Origin of the sequence: Streptomyces sp. NBC_00322 (assembly GCF_036147535.1) — a bacterium.
Lineage (GTDB): Bacteria > Actinomycetota > Actinomycetes > Streptomycetales > Streptomycetaceae > Streptomyces.
The window spans coordinates 737105-755830 of the sequence record NZ_CP108019.1; the positions used below are offsets into that span (position 1 = coordinate 737105).

Annotated in this window: 19 protein-coding genes; 4 read left to right on the forward strand and 15 right to left on the reverse strand. The window is 69.5% G+C overall.

The genetic code is table 11. The features are described from left to right. Positions 1 to 233: 233 nt before the first annotated feature. The gene (gene cutA / locus OG905_RS03345) at positions 234 to 554 is read left to right on the forward strand and encodes a divalent-cation tolerance protein CutA (RefSeq protein WP_328666082.1); all 321 of its coding nucleotides are present in this window, start codon (positions 234 to 236) and stop codon (positions 552 to 554) included. Here cutA and OG905_RS03350 read toward each other — a convergent pair. Further along, positions 547 to 1896 (reverse strand): XRE family transcriptional regulator, encoded by a 1350-nt coding sequence (locus tag OG905_RS03350; RefSeq protein ID WP_328666083.1) that lies wholly within the window; start codon positions 1894 to 1896, stop codon positions 547 to 549. The two genes, cutA and OG905_RS03350, sit on opposite strands and share 8 nt — an antisense overlap. 161 nt (positions 1897 to 2057) lie before the next feature. Between OG905_RS03350 and OG905_RS03355 the strand changes: the two genes are divergently transcribed. Then, positions 2058 to 2489 (forward strand): ATP-binding protein, encoded by a 432-nt coding sequence (locus tag OG905_RS03355; RefSeq protein WP_328666084.1) that lies wholly within the window; start codon positions 2058 to 2060, stop codon positions 2487 to 2489. Then, positions 2489 to 2779 (forward strand): DUF7848 domain-containing protein, encoded by a 291-nt coding sequence (locus tag OG905_RS39050; protein ID WP_443043887.1) that lies wholly within the window; start codon positions 2489 to 2491, stop codon positions 2777 to 2779. Before OG905_RS03355 ends, OG905_RS39050 begins: the two co-directional genes overlap by 1 nt. A 95-nt stretch (positions 2780 to 2874) precedes the next feature. Here OG905_RS39050 and OG905_RS03360 read toward each other — a convergent pair whose 3' ends face one another. After that, entirely contained in the window at positions 2875 to 4725 is a 1851-nt protein-coding gene (locus OG905_RS03360; protein WP_328666085.1) for an APC family permease, read from the reverse strand. A gap of 209 nt (positions 4726 to 4934) precedes the next feature. Here OG905_RS03360 and OG905_RS03365 point away from each other — a divergent pair, with 209 nt between their 5' ends. Continuing rightward, positions 4935 to 5492, forward strand: a complete 558-nt coding sequence (locus tag OG905_RS03365; RefSeq protein WP_328666086.1) for a hypothetical protein — start codon at positions 4935 to 4937, stop codon at positions 5490 to 5492. A gap of 26 nt (positions 5493 to 5518) precedes the next feature. Here the strand turns inward: OG905_RS03365 and OG905_RS03370 are convergent, their stop codons facing one another. The 13 genes from OG905_RS03370 to OG905_RS03430 all read right to left on the reverse strand — a co-directional run bounded on the left by OG905_RS03370 (position 5519) and on the right by OG905_RS03430 (position 18725). After that, positions 5519 to 5806 (reverse strand): hypothetical protein, encoded by a 288-nt coding sequence (locus OG905_RS03370; protein ID WP_328666087.1) that lies wholly within the window; start codon positions 5804 to 5806, stop codon positions 5519 to 5521. A 159-nt stretch (positions 5807 to 5965) separates the two neighbouring features. Further along, the gene (locus OG905_RS03375; protein ID WP_328666088.1) at positions 5966 to 6472 is read right to left on the reverse strand and encodes a flavin reductase family protein; all 507 of its coding nucleotides are present in this window, start codon (positions 6470 to 6472) and stop codon (positions 5966 to 5968) included. Positions 6473 to 6477: 5 nt separating this feature from the next. Next, positions 6478 to 8046 carry an MFS transporter gene (locus OG905_RS03380; protein ID WP_328666089.1) on the reverse strand — a complete coding sequence of 523 codons (1569 nt, stop codon included), beginning with the start codon at positions 8044 to 8046 and terminating at the stop codon, positions 6478 to 6480. Continuing rightward, positions 8043 to 9593 carry an alpha/beta hydrolase gene (locus OG905_RS03385; protein ID WP_328666090.1) on the reverse strand — a complete coding sequence of 517 codons (1551 nt, stop codon included), beginning with the start codon at positions 9591 to 9593 and terminating at the stop codon, positions 8043 to 8045. Before OG905_RS03385 ends, OG905_RS03380 begins: the two co-directional genes overlap by 4 nt. Before the next feature lie 33 nt (positions 9594 to 9626). Further along, positions 9627 to 10427 carry a class I SAM-dependent methyltransferase gene (locus tag OG905_RS03390; protein WP_328666091.1) on the reverse strand — a complete coding sequence of 267 codons (801 nt, stop codon included), beginning with the start codon at positions 10425 to 10427 and terminating at the stop codon, positions 9627 to 9629. 5 nt (positions 10428 to 10432) lie between these two features. Next, complete coding sequence (locus OG905_RS03395; protein WP_328666092.1) at positions 10433 to 11335, reverse strand: hypothetical protein; 903 nt, start codon at positions 11333 to 11335, stop codon at positions 10433 to 10435. Between the two features lie 46 nt (positions 11336 to 11381). Continuing rightward, positions 11382 to 12551: a LuxE/PaaK family acyltransferase gene (locus OG905_RS03400; protein ID WP_328666093.1), complete on the reverse strand. Its 1170-nt coding sequence runs from the start codon at positions 12549 to 12551 to the stop codon at positions 11382 to 11384. Next, positions 12551 to 13630: an LLM class flavin-dependent oxidoreductase gene (locus OG905_RS03405; protein ID WP_328666094.1), complete on the reverse strand. Its 1080-nt coding sequence runs from the start codon at positions 13628 to 13630 to the stop codon at positions 12551 to 12553. The genes OG905_RS03400 and OG905_RS03405 overlap by 1 nt, the downstream gene beginning before the upstream one ends. Before the next feature lie 77 nt (positions 13631 to 13707). Beyond that, entirely contained in the window at positions 13708 to 15162 is a 1455-nt protein-coding gene (locus OG905_RS03410; protein ID WP_328666095.1) for an aldehyde dehydrogenase family protein, read from the reverse strand. 6 nt (positions 15163 to 15168) lie between these two features. After that, positions 15169 to 15870 carry a PIG-L deacetylase family protein gene (locus OG905_RS03415; protein ID WP_328666096.1) on the reverse strand — a complete coding sequence of 234 codons (702 nt, stop codon included), beginning with the start codon at positions 15868 to 15870 and terminating at the stop codon, positions 15169 to 15171. After that, on the reverse strand, positions 15867 to 16553 hold the full coding sequence (locus tag OG905_RS03420; RefSeq protein ID WP_328666097.1) for a WbqC family protein: 687 nt from the start codon (positions 16551 to 16553) through the stop codon (positions 15867 to 15869). The genes OG905_RS03415 and OG905_RS03420 overlap by 4 nt, the downstream gene beginning before the upstream one ends. Next, positions 16550 to 17485: a GNAT family N-acetyltransferase gene (locus tag OG905_RS03425; protein WP_328666098.1), complete on the reverse strand. Its 936-nt coding sequence runs from the start codon at positions 17483 to 17485 to the stop codon at positions 16550 to 16552. Before OG905_RS03425 ends, OG905_RS03420 begins: the two co-directional genes overlap by 4 nt. Then, complete coding sequence (locus tag OG905_RS03430; protein ID WP_328666099.1) at positions 17478 to 18725, reverse strand: DegT/DnrJ/EryC1/StrS family aminotransferase; 1248 nt, start codon at positions 18723 to 18725, stop codon at positions 17478 to 17480. Before OG905_RS03430 ends, OG905_RS03425 begins: the two co-directional genes overlap by 8 nt. Position 18726 lies beyond the last annotated feature (1 nt).

Consider the following 18726-nt stretch of genomic DNA (forward strand, 5'->3'; position numbering starts at 1 on the left):
GCCGTTGACGGCTCTCTTACGGCTATGGGCACGCTCTTGACGGCTCTCTTACGCCGACCCGTCCGACCTGCGAGGACACCGGGCGATCAGCCGCCGAGAACCGGGCCCGCGGTGTCGAGTGAGGCCCCGGCCTGTTCTGCATCCCTGGCGCCGATGAGCCGGACCTTGAACACTGCCTTGACGGTCCCTGGCTCAGCGGGCAAGGCCTTCGGGTCGTGTCTAGGCTCTGGGCCATGACGGATTGCGTGCAGGTCTACACAGCGACTGCGAGTCGTGAAGCGGCGGTGGTGTTGGGGAAGACTGCGACAGAGGCGCGCCTGGCTGCGGGCGTCCAAGTGGTGGGCCCCGTTGTGTCGCTCTTTTGGCATCTGGGCGAGTTCGGTGAAGGCGAGGAGTGGCAGGTGATCTTCAAGACCACGACCGCCCGGTACCCCGACCTTGAAGCACACCTGCTGGAGCACCACCCCTGGCAGAATCCAGAGATCACGGCGGTGCCCTTTGTCTCCGGATCTGCGGCGTACCTGGACTGGATCGCCCGCACCGTGGCTAAGTGATCACCATGGCCGCGCGGTCAAGTAGTTCAGCAACGGGAGTGAGTGTCCGGTGCGGCTGAAGCCTCAGCAGGAACTCGTTCGCACGCTGCTGCGGCCGGACGGACCCAATTCCGGCTGAAAGATCCATGGCCCTGGTGATCACTGCCGTTGACTGCTCGACCTCCCCGGCGTCCAGGTAGGCGTGCGCGAGCCAGGTCAGGTACAGCGACTTGTCCCGTGCGTGGGCGTCGTTGAAGTCTGCCAGGGCACTCTCGAGAGCGGGCACTGCTCGTAGTGGCCGGTGCAGCTCAGTCCAGCAGCGGCCTTTCATAATCTGGAGCTCGCGGGTGTCGACCCACGATGCCCAGTCAGGTCCTGGCCGATCGCTGCCATGCCCGGTCAATGCCTCCTCGGCTTGGCCGAGAGCCTTCTCCGTTTCCGTGGCCTGTCCTGCTTTGGCGTGGGCCCAAGCGCGGCGTTCGAAAAGGAGTGCCCGCACAGTTGGGGGCGCATTCAGGCTTGCCGTCTCGCATGATGCGGCTGCGGTCGCTACGCCAGAGGTGCCGGTGCTGACCTGCTGATAGGCCATGAACGCGAGCGAATTACCTGCCAGCGCTCTGTCACCAGCTTCTGTCGCCGCCTGAAGAGCCTTCTCGTAGAGGGCGGATGCCTCACCCTGGTGACCCGCGTCGAAAGCTGCCCAACCCGCTTGCTGTGCCTGCTCGGCAACCAGGCTGAGGAGCTGGCGGCCGGTGGCTTCTGCGTAGGAGGCGTTGCGCAGCAGGTTCAGCGTGGTGCCGAGTTCGGCGCGGTACATCTGCCGCGTATCAGCCCCACCGAGCACATCGTCGAGACTCCGGAGACGGGTTGCGCGCCTTTTCAGGTGCTGCACCTGTCGCGGTCCGATGCGACGGCTGGCCGCAGCTCCTTGCGCCATGGCCGCGCCGGTGGCGACACCTATCGACGCTGCGAGGAACTTCCTGCGCTGCACTTCATCTCCTTCGAGATCGACAGTCCCCAGATCACCGAACTCGCGGGCGTCCGCTAATAGTGAGGCAGACGCAAAGAGCGGGCCCAGCTCGGAGCTGGTCGGAGACGCGAGTGTAGGGGCCTGTTCCCATGGGCGCGGTGCCAGCCCGATCATGTGGCCGGGGATTCCCAAGGCATCTGCGATGTACGCGATCTTCTCGTAGGTGGTGATCGCCCCTTCGCCTCGGGCCAGCTTCCCCACCCGTTCGGGCTTGATGTCGCACGCATCAGCGATCTTCAGGAAACTGATCCCGCCCCACTGCCGGGCCAGCTTGAACACCTGGCCGAAGTCGTGCCGCTTCAGCGCGGACTGTACATCGGTTCGGTCCAGCACATGCCCGGGTAAGGCTGCTGGCGAGAAGTCTCCTGACACGTGTTGCCTCGAATCCGCTTGTACATAAGGACTAGCAGTCGTTCTGTTCGCGGAGTTTACCCATCATGGGTACCCCTATCGCCGGGAATCGGCAGACGCCTGAACTCGCCATCCTCTGAGGCATGCAGGAACGACAGGAAGCGCTGAACAACCCAGAGGTGGTGCGTCGTTGGGCCCGCCACCCACGTTGCGTCAGTTTGGCCCGTGTCGAGCTACGCAAGATTCTGGCCGTCTGGGGTCTGACTCGGATTGAGGACGCGGCTCTGGTCGTGCTCTCGGAATTGATCACAAATGCCGTGCGACATGCGCGAGTGTCACCGGGACGAGAGATCGAAACGCGCTATCAGCTGACGTGCGACGGCGTCCGCGTCGAGGTGCACGACAGCGCCGACGGTTGGCCACAGAAGCGCGACGCCGACAGCGACTCGGAGGGCGGGCGAGGGCTCGTCCTGGTAAGTGCGCTTGCGGACCAGTGGGGCGTGAGCGAACGCGGCGGAGTCGGTAAGTCCGTATGGGCTCTGATGTCTGTGCCGCCAAGAGAGGGAGACGGCTGATGGACGGAACTCGGAGGAGGCAAATTGAAGCGGTCTCGCCCGAAGATAGGTTTACGAAAGCGCGCGCCGTAATGCGGTTCGCGGACTGGACCTTGAGCGCCGACAAGGAGGGCAGCGGACCGATCTTTATCGCAGAGTGCACAACGTGCGACGAGTCCTCCGATGCGGCGGAAAACAAGGCCGATCCTGAGGTGTGGTGTTTACGCCACGCAGGCGCACTTGGGCACACGGGTTTCCGAGGAATCACCACAGCCTACTTCCGGGCCACTCCTGTTGAGCCCTCGAAATAGCGGGCCGGACTCATGAGGCGGCGATTATTCGCCGGCGCTGACCACCAAGGGGGCGGCCCTGCCGGGCCGCCCCCGACCCAGACCGGCCGCAACCGTCAGGGCAGATCCGACAGCCGGAACCTCAGTCGGCAGATCACGGCGTCCGTGTCGCGGCGTACGGCGTGTGCGACGACAGCGCCGCGCTGGTTCTGCAACAGCCGCTGCCACAGGCGGGTCGGCTCGATCTCGGGAATGAGCACCGTGATCCGGGTGTCCGGACGGTCCGCCGCGATCTCGCGTACGTACGCGGCGACCGGGCGGCCGACCGTGCGGCGGGCGGAGGAGATGCGCACCAGCGGGACGCCCGGATTCCACAGCGCCCAGTCCCGCTCCAGAGCCTCAGTCTGCGCGCGGTCCTCCGGATCGGGGTGGCAGACCGTCACCGCGCGCACTTCGTCGCCCAGTGACACGGCCGCGGTCAGGGCCTCGCTGGTGAGCCGGGTCAGGGAGGAGACCGGGACCAGGACCAGTGAGCGGTCGCGGTGCGGGGATTCGGGGATGCGGCCGAGCCCGAGCCGGTCGCCGATCCGGTCGTACGCACGTTGGACGCACTCGAACCCGGCGACCAGCAGGGGCAGGGCGACCACGATCAGCCAGGCGCCGTCGTGGAACTTGGTGGCGGTGACGACGACCGCACTGACACCCGTGAGCAGTGCGCCCATGCCGTTGAGGAGCGCCTTGCCCGCCCAGCGCGGCCCGCGTACCCGGCGCCAGTGGATGACCATGCCGGTCTGGGCGACGGTGAAGCCGACGAAGACGCCGATGGCGAAGAGGGGCACGAGTGTGTTGGTGTCGCCGCCGGAGAAGACCAGCAGTGCGGCGGAGACGGCCGCGAGGGCGAGGACCCCGTGTCGGTGGACCTGCCGGTCGGCCTTCAGACCGAAGACGTGCGGCAGGTAGTTGTCGCGGGCCAGCAGCTTGAGCAGGACCGGCAGCCCGCCGAAGGACGTGTTCGCGGACAGCGCCAGCAGCACCATGGTGGTGAACTGGACGACGTAGAAGGCGAGATTGTGCCCGAACGACGCGTCGGCGAGCTGCGCGAGCACGGTCACGCCGTCGACCGGCTGCAGCCCGAACCGGGAGATCAGCACGGACAGGCCGATCAGCATCACTCCCAGCAGGGCCCCGAGAGCGACCTCCGCACCCTGAGCTCGGCGGACGGCCGGGGCGCGGAAGGACGGGACGGCGTTGGCGATCGCCTCGACACCCGTCAGCGCCGAGCACCCCGACGCGAAGGCTTTCAGCAGCAGGAGGGCTCCGACGGTGGTGGCGTTGTCGGCGAGTACGGAGGCGTGGCCGGTCGCCGCTTCGGTGGAGAGCGGGGCGTCGCGGAACAGGCCGACCGTGATGAGGACGAGGATCGAACCGACGAAGACGATCGTGGGCACGATGAACGCGCGGGCCGAGTCGACGATCCCGCGCAGGTTCACCGCAGTGATCAGGACGAGCACGACGAGGCACAGCCACAGTCGCTCGCCGTACAGCCCGGGGAAGGCCGAGGTAAGCGCGGCCACGCCCGCCGTGACGGCGACGGCCACATTGAGGACGTAGTCCAGGACCAGGGACGCCGCGGCGACCAGGCTGGTCCGGCGGCCCAGGTGCTCCTTGGCTACCGCGTAGCTCCCGCCGCCGTCCGGGAAGGCCGCGATGACCTGCCGGTACGAGGCGACGAGGACGGCCAGCAGCGCGGCGATCGCCACGGTGACGGGGAGCGTGAAGCCCAGCCCGTATCCGCCGGCCGCGGCGAGGACCAGGACGATCGCTTCGGGGCCGTACGCGACCGAGGCCATGGCGTCGAGGGAGAGCGCGGCCAGGCCGGTCAGGGCGGTGAGTTTGTGGCGTGCGTCGGTATCCGGGGGTTCCTCTGCGCCGGGCGCGGTGCCGGTCTCGGTGGACAGGACGGACATGCGGGCAGCTCCTTCGTTCCAGGTCCGCTCAGGGTGTGCCCGCATCCGACCGGCCGCGGCTGTCGCTGGCGCGTTCTTGGCGCGAAACGGCGATGCCTTCACGCGTTCTTGACGGGGGCCGTCAAGAAGACGTCAAAGCTGACCGACACCGCGCCAGGGGTTCATCAATGAACCGGGAGCGAGCTCTCGGCGCGCCTAGCGTCGGTGGCATGGGACGGAGTACGAGATCCGTTCCGGGGCGCGACGCCGACCATGTGGAGCCCCCCGGAACGCACGCTTCCAACACCGGGTGGGCCGGTGAGCTACGAGCCGCAGTCGGCTGCGCCCTACTGCTCCTCGCGCTTCTCCTGCTGATCGACACCGCTGCCGGTGGCCTCACCGCCCCGCGCGTCGCGCTGTGGGCGGGCCTCTCCGTCCTGCTCTTCGTGGTGCTGCACCCGGCGAGGGTCACGGCCGGAGAGGGCTGGCTCGCCTCGCGCGGGCTGTGGCGCGAACGGAGAGTGCACACGGACCGCCTGGTGGCGGTGCGCTGGTCCGACGGTGTCGCGCAACGGCTGGTCCTGCGCGACGTGGACGGCGGACGCGTCGAGCTGGACCCGCATGTCCTCATCGACAATCCGCAACTATGGCGACTGGTGGACGCGGGCGCCCGCGCCTCCCTGGGCCGCGGGACACTGCTGTGCGGTGCCACGGCCCTGAAGCAGTTGTCGCGGCGGATCGACGGTGAGACGGCCCAGACGGTCTTCAAGGTCTCCGGCCTGGACTAGCGACGACCGGCCACGCCAGCCCCGCCTCAGCCCGCCCGGGGCGGCCGCTGCGCGGCCCACAGCAGCCCCGCGGCGATGAACACGAGCACCACGCCCGAGCCGACGAACCGGGCATCCGGCTCCGCCAGCACACCGAAGGTCACCTGAAGACCGAGGTACGCGGCCATCAGCAGCTGCCCGTAACCCCACAGACGCGGCCGCTGGATATACCTGCGCTGCCACTTCGGCAGCCAGCCCGTCCGTATCGCGGCAATCCCACTGGCCGCGATGAGCGTGCCCACGACGACAGACGGCACCAGCAAATACCCGTTCATATCCCCACCCTTGAGAGCCGGGACATCTGCGCCGCCGAGTCAGCCGACGCGAACATCCGCTCACGAGAAGGTACTTGGGCGGGCACGGCGCCGCCCGCATCTTGACGGCATACATACGCGATGTCGTTGGGACAGGCGAACGTGCCGGGCAGGATGCCGCTAGTCGACGCTCGCCTTAGTCAGAGCAACGGAGGCGACCGGCTGCAGCGCCCCATGCAGATGGACCAGGCTGTCCCCGCCCACGCCGACCTCCGCGTGGGCCACCGCGCCGACGACCAAGTGGTGGTCGCCGAGCCTGATCCGGTCGTAGCGGGAGCAGACCAGCCAGGACAGGCAGCCGTCGAGGAGGGGGACGCCGTGGGGGCCGGTGTGCCAGCGGGTGGGTGGGGCGAACCGGTCGGTGCCGGGGGTGGCGAAGCGCTTGGCCACGTCCATCTGGTCGCCGGACAGGATCTGGATCCCGAACCACTGGTTGTCCTTGATCCGGCGCCAGGTGGATGAGGTGTCGGCCAGTGCGAAGGAGACCAGCGCGGGTTCCGTGCTGATCGAGGTCAGCGAGGTGATGGTCACTCCTGCGGGGCCCGCGGCATCCGCCGCGGTGAGGACCGCGATCCCCGAGGCGTACGGCCGCAGGGCCGTGCGCAGGGCCGCCCCTTCGATGGTCACGGCTGTCACTCCCCCGCCTGGTGGGCGTCGATACGTACCGGCCGCAGCGCGATCGCCGCAGCGGCGGCGACGACCAGCAGGATCGCCGACCCGGTGAGCACCGCGACCTGCAACCCGTCGGTGAACGCCTCGATGCTGCCCTGCTTGAGCGCCGCGCCCGCCGGGTCCGGCAGGGACTTGGCGACCTCCATCGCCGCCTGGAGCGTGCCGCGGGTGGCTTCGCCCGCCGTGGCCGGCAGACCGGGTGGGATGACGTCCTCCACCTCGCGCCGGTACACCGTCAGCGCGATGCTCCCGAGCATCGCGATGCCGATGGCGCCGCCGAACTCGTTGCTGGTCTCCGACAGCGCCGACGCCGACCCCGCACGTTCCGGCGGAGCGGTCGCGACCACGACGTCGGTGGCCAGCAGCACCACCATGCCCACCCCGGAGGTCATGATGCTGCTGCCGAGCACGATGATGGCCAGCCCGCTGTCCGCGGTCACCAGGCTCATCACCGCGAAGCCCACGGCGGCGACCGTGAGCCCGGTGCAGACGATGGACGCGGGCCGGACCCGCTTGGCCAGCACGCCCGCCACCGTGAGCCCGAGGAACAGCGTTGCGATCGCGGGCAGTTGCCACATCGAGGCGACGAACGGCCGCAGGCCCAGCACCGACAGCGCGTACTGCGAGCTGAGCATCATCATGCCGAGCATCGCGAACTGCACCACCGTGGTGGTGACGATGGCGGTGCTGAACGCGCGGTCACGGAACAGCTTGGTGTCGATGAGCGGGTCGCGCGAGCGGCGCTGCCGCCGGACGAACAGCGCGCCGACCGCGAGTCCGGCGACGACGGGCACGATCGACTTCCAGTCGAGGTGGCCCTCTGCGAACCTCTTGGCTCCGTAGACGACCGGCAGCACCGCCGCCAGCGACAATGCCGCGCTGAACAGGTCGAACCGTTCCGGGCTTGGGCTGCGGAACTCCGGCAGCAGGATCGGGCCGAGCACGAGCACCAGGATCATGACCGGCACGTTGATGAGGAAGACCGAGCCCCACCAGAATCGCTCCAGGAGCAGGCCCGCCGTGATGGGGCCGAGCATCGCGCCGGCGGCGAAGCCCGCGGTCCACAGTCCGATCGCCGCGCGGCGCTGCCCCTCGTCGTGGAACATGTTGCGGATCAGCGACAGCGTGGAGGGCGCCAGCGTCGCGCCCGCGACCCCCAGCAGGGCTCGGCTGGCGATGAGCAGCCCGGGACTGCTGGAGTAGGCCGCGAGGACGGAGGCGACGCCGAAGCCCGCCGCGCCGAACAGCAGCAGCCGGCGCCGCCCGATCCGGTCCCCCAGCGCCCCCATCGTGATCAGCAGGCCCGCCAGCAGGAATCCGTAGATGTCCATCACCCACAGCATCTCGGAGGTGCTGGGGGTGAGATCGGCCGCGACGAAGGGCACCGCGTAGAACAGCACGCTGATGTCCATCGCCACGAGGACGCAGCACAGCACGATCACCACCAGGCCGAGCCACTCCTCATACGTGGCCTTGCCCAAAGTGGCCTTGGTGTCCTGCGCGGACGGAGCGCCGGCGGTCCCGCTCACCGTAGTCCGCCGCTGGTGAACGCCTTGGCGACTGCGGCCGACTGCGAGGCCGCGCAGGTCGCGCCCGCCGGCGGCGTCTTTCCGGTCACCAGGTACTGGGCCTCGTGGCCGCGCGCGCAGGCGGAGTTGAGGATGCCGGTGTGGCCGTCGCCCTCGACGGTGAGCAGCCGGCTGCCCTCGATCTTCGCCGCGAGCCGCTGCGCCCACCGGTACGGAGTCGCCGCGTCGTAGCGGGTGTTGACCAGCAGGACGGGCGGCGCGCCGTGGACCTCCAGCGGGGCGGGCCGGTTGGCAGCAGGCACCGGCCAGCCCACACAGCCGCTGGTCCAGTCCCAGAACTCCGAGTAGCGCCAGGTGTGCGGGGCCACCGTCCGCAGGCGGGCGGACTGCACGGCCATGTCGACGAATCCGCGGGTGTTCGGCGCGAAGTCGTGGCAGCCCACGGTCCGGTAAGCCTTGTACTCCGGCTGCAGGAACGAGGCGGGGGTGACCAGGCCCGTGGCGTCGGCGTCCCCGGCCAGGCCCGCGGCGGCCGCGAGCGCGCCGGCCAGGAGCGGCCACGCGGAGGGCTGGGTCAGGTAGGTGTACGCGCCGTTGGCGAGTTCCTCGGCGTTGGCCTTGCGCCCGAGGTTCGACGCGGGGATGCCCGAGGTGCGCGCCGCGGTCATGACGCCGTCGTACGTGGCGATCACATCGGCGCCGTGCAGGGCGCACTGCTCGTCGGTGCGGCACCAGTCGGCGAAGCGCCGCAGTGCCTTCTCCGTGGCCCGGGCCTCGTCGATCGCGGCGGTGCGGGTCGGCAGACTGTGGTCGACGACGCCGTCGAGCACCATCGTCCGCACCCGGTCCGGGTGGCGCTGGGCGTAGAGCGAGCCGATCTCGGTGCCGTAGGACAGGCCGAGCCACGAGATCTTCTGCGCGCCCAGTGCCTTGCGCAGGGCTTCGACGTCGGAGACGACGCTGGCGGTGTCGACGTGGTCTGTCAGCGGACCTGTCGCCTCGCGGCAGGCCTGCCCGGCTGTCTGGTTGAACCGCTTGAGCTGCTCGTAGGCGGCCGGGGTGCGCGGGAACGTACTGAGCGCGGAGTCGTGCAGCGGCTTCGGGCAGGCGATCGGCGTGCTCTGGCCGACACCGCGCGGGTCGAACCCGATGAGGTCGAACCGCTGGCGCAGCGGCGCGAATTCGGGCGCGATGGCGAGCAGGTCGCTGTAGGCCACGGCCCCCATGCCGGAGCCACCGGGGCCGCCCGGGTTGAACAGCAGCGGGCCGATCCGGTTCTCCTTGTCCAGCGCGGGCAGCTTCGACAGGGCCAGGGTGATCTTCTTCCCGCCCGGCTTCGTCCAGTCCAGCGGCACCTCCATCTGCGCACACTGGGCCCCGGGCACCGAGCCCTCACCGCAGTCGGCCCAGGCGATCTCCGCCGCGGATTCGACACTCGCCTCGTGGGCATCGGCCAGCGTGGGCATGACCACCGCGAGGGCCAGAGTGCTGCCCGCGGCGATCAGCCCCAGGACGCGGCGGGAGGCCCGCGCACGATGTTCCGACATGTCACATTCCTTAAGGGTGTTGGTTCGGGCCCGTCACGGTGTCCTGGAGACCACCGCGATGAGGGAGCTGCCGGCGGGCGCGGGCAGCCGGCGGGTGAGCCAGTGATCGATGCGGCTCAGTCCGTACATCAGCCGGTTGACCGGCTGCGCGGGCGCCTTCACGAAATGGCTGTGCTCCGAGGCGTCCGCCTTGAAGAGCAGCCGGCGCAGGAACAGCGGCAGCACCGTCCACGCGTAGTAGTAGCGCACCTCCAGCACCCTCAGCCCCGCGCCCTCCAGCGCCGCACGCAGGGACTTGCGGGTGTATCGCCGGAAGTGGCCGCTGAGTTCGTCGAACTCGCTCCACAGCGCCATGAGCGCGGGGACCGTGATCACGCCCCGGCCGTCGGGGCCGAGGAGGGACGCCACCCGGCGCAGCGCCGCGCCCTGGTCGTCGATGTGTTCGAGCACATCGAGCATCAGCACCAGGTCGTGATCGGCGCCGCGCGGCCGTCCCTGCACGAAGTCCGCGACCTCGATGCGGTCGCGCACCGGCGAATCGGGCGCCACGAGCACCCGGTCCGGCTCGATCCCCTCGACATCGCCGAAGGGTTCGAGCCGGCGCCAGATGAAGCCGTCGCCGCAGCCGACGTCGAGGACCTTTGCCCGGCGGCCGGCCCACCGGCCGTGCTTGCCGACGTAGTGCAGCACCTGGTGCTCGCGGGCCCGCCACCACCAGTGCGTGCGGTAGATCTCGCCGTAGACGCCGCTGTACGTGGCGTCCATGAGGGTCGAGTCCGCTGTCGGGTCGGCCGCCGTCTCGCCCTGGCCGTGAGTTGCCGGTTCCACGCTCATCGCACCTACTCCGTGGGTTCTGCCCGGCCGCCCTCGCGGGTGGCCACATGGTGGCGTTCGAGCTCGCGCTCCGAGCCGCGCAGCGCGACGATCTCCTCGAAGCTCGGCATGACCGGCTCGTCGTCACCGCCGATCAGGCTGCGGGTCACGTCCATCAGCAGTTGCTTGAGAGCCACCGGATTGCGCAGCAGCGCGTGCCCGGACACGGCGACCTCGATGACATTGCTCTGGTCGAGGTCGGCGGCCTCGAACGCGGTGCGTACGTCGGCGATGTCCACCCAGTCGTCGTCGGCGGCGACGAAGTTGCGTACCGGGATGTTGAGCTGGGACAGCGCGTCGATCGTGGCCGACAGCTCCCACCAGTTGACGACCCGGGTCTCACTGACGATCGGGCGCGGGTCCACCGAGTGCTTGTCGATGTGTACCCGGTCGGGCAGGTCGTCCAGCTCCCAGTCCAGGTAGTCGACGTCAAGCACCTTGAGCAGGGTCTTCCGGCCGTTGACCACGCCCAGCATCAACGCGATGTTGTCCGCGCACTTGTTGGCGGCCGCGAACTGCAGCACCGGCAGCGCGGAGAGGCTGGTGGCGACCATCGAGACGGTCTCCACCCCCTCGCGCTTGCGCACGTTGTCAACGACCGCCGTGAGGGCCTGCATCAGCTCGGTGACGGAATAGTCGACGATCTCGCCGTCGCTGATCCCGACGTGGTCGAGCGCGTCGAACCGGTACACCGTGGCGCCGTTGTAGACCAGCATCAGCGCGAGCACCCCGGAGCTGCGCATCCGCTGGCCGAATCCCGGCGCCATGACGACGATCGGCCCGGTGCCGGCGTTGTCCGACGGGCTGTCTCGCCATACCGCCACGGTCCGGCCGTTGTTCGTTGTCACGTCGAAACACTCTGTCGACATGGCTCCCCCTCCTGTGTGATCCGTTGCTTGTCTGTCCTGATGCTCGTCAGTCGGTCCGCACCGTCTCGGCGAGGCGCAGGGCGCAGCCGTGGTGACTGGACGTGCGCATCCTGCGGTCGATGTGAACCGTGGTGCCGCCCCGCCCGCACGGGCAGTTGTCGGTCTCGGCTGACCCGAAGTCCTCCGCCAGCAGGAAGCACGGGTAGCTGCGCGCCGTCGGGTCCAGGTACGACATCAGGCCGACCTGCCCGGCCGGAACCGGGGACAGGTCGCGCGGGTCGCGCACGATCACCTCGACCCACGGCGGCACGTGCTTGCGATGGTGCTCACACTCGATGAACGCCGTGTTCAGCTCGACCTGGTTGAACACGTCGCGCACCTGCTGCGCCGATGCCAGGCCGAAGGTGTCCATGGCCAGTGACCGCAGCCGGTCCGGGTCGAGTTTGGTGGACTCGTTCTTCTTCCAGCCACCGCCGGTGATCACCGCCATCCGGTCGCCCGCGGACAGCTTGATGCTGTTGTCCGACATGTGGCGCAGCAGTTCCGCCATGAACACCGGCGGACCGGCCACGCACACGAACTTGCCGTCGGCCAGAGCGCTCTCCAGGTCGCGTACGACGTCCCGCAGGCGCAGCACTCCGTCGGCGACGTAGGAGCGTGTGGCGGCGAACATCTCGACCAGCGTCATGATGTAGCTGATCCATACGCCGTCCGCCTCGCGCCGGTTGGGGCCGAGGTGCACCATCTGGCCGTCGTCGTCGAGATCGATGTCGCCGTAGAGGGTGCGCCAGATGTCGCTTTCGGGGCGCAGCGAGCCGGCCAGCCGCTCCAGCGAGGGTTCGTCCCGCCAGACCATGCTCTGAGTGCCGCTGGTACCGCTGGACTTGAACACGTCGCAGTCCGCGGCGGGAACGCTGCGGACCTCGACGCGCTTGAACATCCGGGTCGGGAACTGCGGCACCCGCACCAGGCTCCCGGGGGCGCCGAGGTCGGCGAGCGTGAACCCGCTCGACTCGGCGAAGGTCCGGTAGTCCGCGTTGTGCTCCAGATGGTGTGCCACCGCCGCGGTGATGAACCGGTGCCGCAGCGCGGCCTGGTCGGCGCTCGGCATCGCCCACCAGTCGTCGTCCTCGAAGATCAGCCGGTCGAGTTCGGCGAACTCGGTACCGGTGAGCGCGATGGACGACCGCGGCCCGGCATCGATGTCCGTCGTCATCACGAGACCGCGCTCGGCTTCCAGCCGATACGGGGCAGGACTTCCTCGGCGAACATGTTCATGTTCTCCAGGATCCGGTCGCGGTTGAGGGTGGCCTCGACCCCGAGCTGGAAGTTGCGCACCCCGGTGACCTCCATGGTCTTGCCGATGCGGTCGACGCACTCCTCCACGCTGCCGACGATGCTGTTTTCCAGCATGTAGTTGGTGAAGTCGGCGTTGGTACGGTCACCGCGCAGCGCGGCGGCCTGCCATTCGCCGTACTGGAACCGATAGTTCGGCAGCTTCTGCAGCTGCTCCATGGTGAACGCGGCGTCGTCGTGCTCCTGCTCCCACCAGCACATGTGCTTCCAGATCTCGTCGTGCGCCTTCTGGGTGGTCTCGGCGACATGGGCGACGGTGCACAGGGCGTGCGGCACGGTGGTCGGGTCGATGCCGTGGCTCTCGGCGGTCTCGTTGTAGAGGTCGATGATCGAGCGCATCGCCTCGTAGGCGCCGATGGCCGGCATGATCAGCGGAATGCCCCGCGAGGCCGCCCACTCGATCGTCGAAGGTGACTGGCCCACGCCGTACATCGGCGGGTTCGGCTTGGTGAACTGCGTGGGGAAGGGCGTCACGTCGGGCAGCTTTATCTCCTCGCCGTCCCACTTGGCGCTGCCGGTCTCCCAGATGCTGCGGATGACGTCGACGTACTCGGTCTGCAGGATGTGCGACTTGGCCGGGTCGACGCCGAAGGCCTCGAAGTCCTTCGGGAAGTACCCGCGGCCCACACCGAGGATGAACCGGCCGTGGCTGAGCTGGTCGAGCATGTTGGTCTGCTCGGCGATACGGATCGGGTGGTCCAGCGGCAGGATGACCACAGCGGTGCCGACCTTGATCTGCTTGGTCTTGCCCAGCACATAGCCCGCCATCGTCAGCGTGTTCGGGCACAGGCCATAGCGGGTGAAGTGGTGCTCCAGCAGCCATGCCGACTGGTAGCCGATCTTGTCGGCCTCGACGGCGAAGTCCATCGAGTAGTCGAAGACCTCCGTCTCCGACCAGTGGTCGGGGTGGGCCGTCGTCAGCATCACGCCTACGTCCATCAGATTTCTCCTCTGTGCTCTTCGGCTGGGGATATTCGGTCGGGAAACTTCGGCCGTTGGCCGTTGGCCGCGGGCCGTCACATGAGCAGGTCGCGCAAGCGGCGGTGCTCCAGGAACTCGGACTGGTCGATCGGCACGACCATTCCCTTGCCGTAGTTGAGCCGCGGGGCCTCCACCGAGACCATCCGCGTCATCATCTGCAGCGGCTGGAGGCCGTCGTGGGAACCGCCGAGCCGGAAGAACGGCGAAAGGCCGGCCTCGACGAACCGGCACGCGCCGCGCCGGGCCAGCTCGTGCCGCAGCTGTTCGTGCAGTGACCACGGCGCCAGGCCGATGGTCTGCACCGTCGGGTCGACCCACTGCGCCACCTCGGCCAGGTCGGCGACCTGATGCACGAACACCGTGCGGGCGCTGGGCAGTTCGGTGACGGTGGCCGGGTCGGTGATCAGGATCGACCCCCAGGAGCCGGTGCGGACCCGCTGCCCGAAGTACTGCTGGGCGGCGACCTCCATCGACGCCTGCGCGGCCTCGTCGGCGGTGACCGATGTGCGCGGCAGCATGTCCTCGTAGCGCACCAGCTCGGCCTGCAGCCGGTCGGCGAACTCCTCGGGGTCGGCGTCGGTGAACACCTGGTGGGTGGAGAAGCAGGCGCGCTGCTCGTACATCGACGCGTCGTGCGCGATGCCGCGGGTCGCCCGCGCCATGTCGGCGTCCTTGCCCACGACGGTGAAGCTGCGCCGGGGGCCGTAGGGCACCACGATCGCCTCGGACGAGCAGTTCCGGTAAGCCGCGTGCACCGCCTCGGCACCGCCCCAGGCGCAGATCACGTCGGCACTGCCGAGGATCTCCTTGCCCAGGTCGCTGTCGCGCTCCCAGAACACCGCGCTCACCGACCTGGTCACCGGGTGGTCGGGATCGATGTCGGTGAAGCTCTGCGCCAGCACGACCGCGGTGGCCGGCTCGCCCGCGGCGTACTTGAGCACCGAGGTGTTCTTGGTCAGCAGCGCGCGGACCAGCGAAACCGTGGTCGAGTACGGCACGTTGCCCGGCAGGATGTGCACGCTGCGGCCACGCGGATACGCGCGCACCTCGGCGTCCTCACGGGGGATCCAGCGGTCCATGATCTGCCGGTGGCCGAGCTCGACGGCCACCATGTCGTGCAGCTGTCCGTGCGCGCGCAGCGTCGCCGAGATCAGGTCGGCCTCGGCGTCGGCCATCTGCTGGGAGTAGCCGTGCATCCGCTTCAGCTCACGGACGTAGAGCCTGCGGCGCGCGTACTCCTCGTTGTTCCACAGGTGCCCGATCCGGTTGAGATAGGCGACGATCTCCTGCAGCGGGGTCTCGGCGAGGTCGGTCGGCGGGCTGTGCAGCCGATCAACGAGCGCCCGGGTCAGCCTCGGAACCGCGGCCTTGGCACCGTTGGGGAACTCCAGTACGCGGGGGTCGCCGTCGGGCTCGACGCGCTCCCCCCACACCATGAACGGATGGGTCTTCACCTTTGTCGGCGCCGGCAGCACCACGTGACCGGTCACGAGCGGTCACACCTCCTTCGACTGGTTGATGTGCGTGTCCCAGGTCCCGCGCAGCACGCTGAACGCCTCCGCCGCGGCGGTGTTCGCGTGCGCGCCGAACAGCTCGGCCTGCAGGCCGATGGCCTTGAGTGAGCGGGGGTGCGGGAAGTCCCGCAGTTCCGACGCGTAGCAGCGCATCGCGTCGAGCTTGTACGCCAGCGTGTCGGTGATGTCGCTGTAGAGCGCGGGCACGAACGGTTCGCGGCCCGCGTAGCCCGCGTCGGTGGCCGACAGGGTGGAGAAGCCGAGCAGCCAGCGCACCTTGCTCGCGTGCGGCCGGCACGCGATCATGCAGGCGCGGGCCGTCAGTTCGTGGTCGATGTTGAGGTCGCCGCTGTGGTGGGTGTAGACGGTGTGCGGGGCCAGCCGTTCGACCACCGCGCCGACCTGCTGGGCCAGAGTGAGCAGCGGGTAGGTGTCGAGCTGGTTGTCCGCGAGGTCGAGCCGGTGCACTCCGGCGCTCCCCAGCACCGCGCAGGACGCCGCCGTCTCGTCTGCCGACAGTGCCGCGCTGGCCTCGGGATCGGGGTCGTCCGCCCGCGACGTCTTGCCCTCGGCGAGGATCAGTACGTGTACCTCGTCGCCGGCCTTGGCGTGCTTGGCCAGCGTGCCGCCCGGGCCGATCACCTCGTCGTCGGGATGCGCGACGACGGCGAGCACCGTGCTCATGATGGGGTCCCCCTGACGATGTCGGCGCTCTCCGGCCCGCACTGCATCAACAGGTCAAGCACCGACAGGTGCGACTGGAAGCCGTCGCGCGCCTGCGGGTACACCGGGTGCGGGTAGTGGAAGTAGTCGATGCGGATGCCGTCCAGGCCCGTGGTGTCCAGGTAGTTCGTCGCCTGTGGCCCCGCGATGAACGCGTCGGCGCCGTACTTCTCGCACAGCAGCGGGATGACCGTCTGGCGGTCGAACTCGGGCAGCTCCAGCTTCGAAATCCGGTGCACCGGGCAGTCGATCTTGAGCTGTTCGAGGCAGTAGTCGATGAACGGCAGGCACACTTCGTTGAGCGTGGCGAACTCGGTGGCGTAGTAGCTCTCCAGGAACTCGGCGTGCAGCCTGAAGTAGGGCGCCCGGCGGTAGGCCATCTGAATGGCCTTCCAGTGCCTGCGCCGCCAGCCGTCGTCGAGCAGCCGCACTTCGTCGATCGGCCGCTCGGCCCGCAGGTCCTCGTGCGACAGCGGAATGGTCAGCAGCTGTTCGCCGCCCGGGCCGCCGATCTTGTTGCGGTTGAGCATGTTCCGCCGGCCGATCCGGCTGCGGTCGTGCAGCACGAACAGGTCCGAGGCGGCGATCTTGGCGAAGTAGCCCAGCCACGGCAGGTAGGCGGGCTGGTGCGCACTGATGATCATCGCGCCTCCCCGTGCTGCCAGTGGACGACACGGGTGGCCGCGGCGAACGCGCCCCAGCCCGCCTTGAACTTCTCCTGCCCGTCACCCACCGCCGCGCCGAGGTCGACCGTGCCGATGCCGCGGCCGGCCAGCGCCGTGAGGGCGGACCAGAAGGCCAGATGCCCCGCGTTGGCCTTTCGCCCGCGCTCGGAGGTCAGTTGCATGAGGTGGTACGCGCCCGCCCTGCCCACGGCGAACACCGACGCGGCAAGGACCGCGTCGTCTTCAGCGACGACGGTGGTGACGGCCTGGTCGCCGTCGAGGAGGAACGCGATGTCCGATGCGCTGTAGGCGGACGCGACACCGTTGCGTCCGAGAGTCTGCCGGTGCAGCCGGAGCAGCTCGTCCCCGTGCGCGGGCAGCGCGGCCGACGCGACGAGACCGAGCGTGCCCGCCCGCCGGACGGCCGTACGGGAGCTGCCCTTGGCTGCCTTCCACACCGCGTCCGCGCCCTCGGTGAGGTCGAGGAGGTGGGTGTTCCTGCCGGGCCGGGTGGGCCAGTGCCCCAACTGCCGATCCAGGCCGGGAGCAGCGTCGGCCGGAGGGATCAGTGTGGACAGTTCCGAGAGACCGTGGTCTCGGCACACCACCTCGGCAAGGTCGGCGAAGCCGGGCAGTTCCCCCCGCCAGTCGGCGGACACGGCCACCGATCCGTAGCCGTAACAGCCGATCTGCGCCCGCCGACCGGACACACACAGAGGCAACAGCATTTCGCCCGAGTGCCCCCACCCCACCGCTGTCGGCACGAACCGCAGGTCCGGCGAGTCCATAAGGCCGAGCGTGAGCCAGCACCGCCGCGCGAAGGGCAGTTCGGCGCGCGCGGCTTCCAGCCGGGCGTCCCATGCGGACTCCGACAGCGCCGAAGCGGCGTTCTTCTCACGGAGATCAGTCACGACCTGCCTCCTGCTCCCGCACCGAACGATCGGCCGCGACCATCGCCTCGACCAGGAGCTGCGTAGTGAGCCGCGGCTGCGGCTGCTTGGCCACGGTCAGCACCCGCGGCCACAGCGAATCCGCTCCCGCCATCGATCCCGCCGCGAAGGCGCCGTACGGGGCCAGCCTGTGCAGCGGGTAGTAGTTCCACGTGCTTGGAACGCCGCGCTCGGCGAGCGCCCGCGCGAAGAGAAACCGCTGCCCGGGACGCCGGAACACGAGCTCGACACCCGGCCCGAAGTCGGGGTCGGCGGCCACCGGCTGACAGGTCGTCAACTCGGCGGCGGCCGAGCGGACCCGCTCGTGGGTGAGCGCGGCCTCGTCCGCGACGGTGGAAGCGGTCCGCAGCAGGGCAGCCGCCGACGCGACCTCCCAGCGGGACGGCTCGCCCTGGGTGACCTGGCCCGCCTCGGTCGGCAGGTGGTCGGCCTTGGTGTACGACCAGCCGGGCGTGCGTGACTGCCCGCGCTGGACTGCGGCCCGTACGACACCCGGAGCGTGCGCCACGATCCGCTCCACCACAGCCCGCCGCAGGGGAGCCATCTCACCGCCACGCCGCAGCCCGCCGGCGCCGACGAGCGACGCCGAGGTGTGCTGCGCCGAGGTGAGCAGCGCGCCGCCGCCGAGTCCGCCGAGCTGCTTGCCCTCGCCGAAGCTGAGCACGATCGGGCAGGCCGCATCCCGGAACCGGCGCAGCACCCTGAGCGCGACGCTCGCCTGTGCCAGGTCGAGCACCACCCTGCCACCGAGCGCCTCGATCCGCTCCGCGTGTGCCCGCCACTCGTCCAGGCCGAGTGCGTTGGTCAGCACGACCGCGCGACCGTCGAGGTCCACCGAGGTGAACGCGGGACCTTCTACGTGGTCGAGGTCGACCAGCACCGGTCGCGCACCCGCCGCGAGCACGGCATCGGCCACGGCGGGGCAGTTGAACGTGGACATCACGACCTCGGCGGCACCGGTCTGCCGCACCGCGAGTTCGAGCGCGGCGCGCCCGCTCGCGGTGAGGACACACCGGTTCCGTCCCGCGTGCTCGCGCAGCCGGGCGGCGAGGCCCGTCCGCGCGTGCCCCGGCCGGGCCGCCGCGCACGCTGTCGCGGCGAAGCGGCCCGCCGTCATGCGGGACGGGTGGAGGTAGCCGACCGGACGACGCGGCACAGGCGCGTACCACAGGTCGGACATCTCTGCCTGGTCATGGATCACG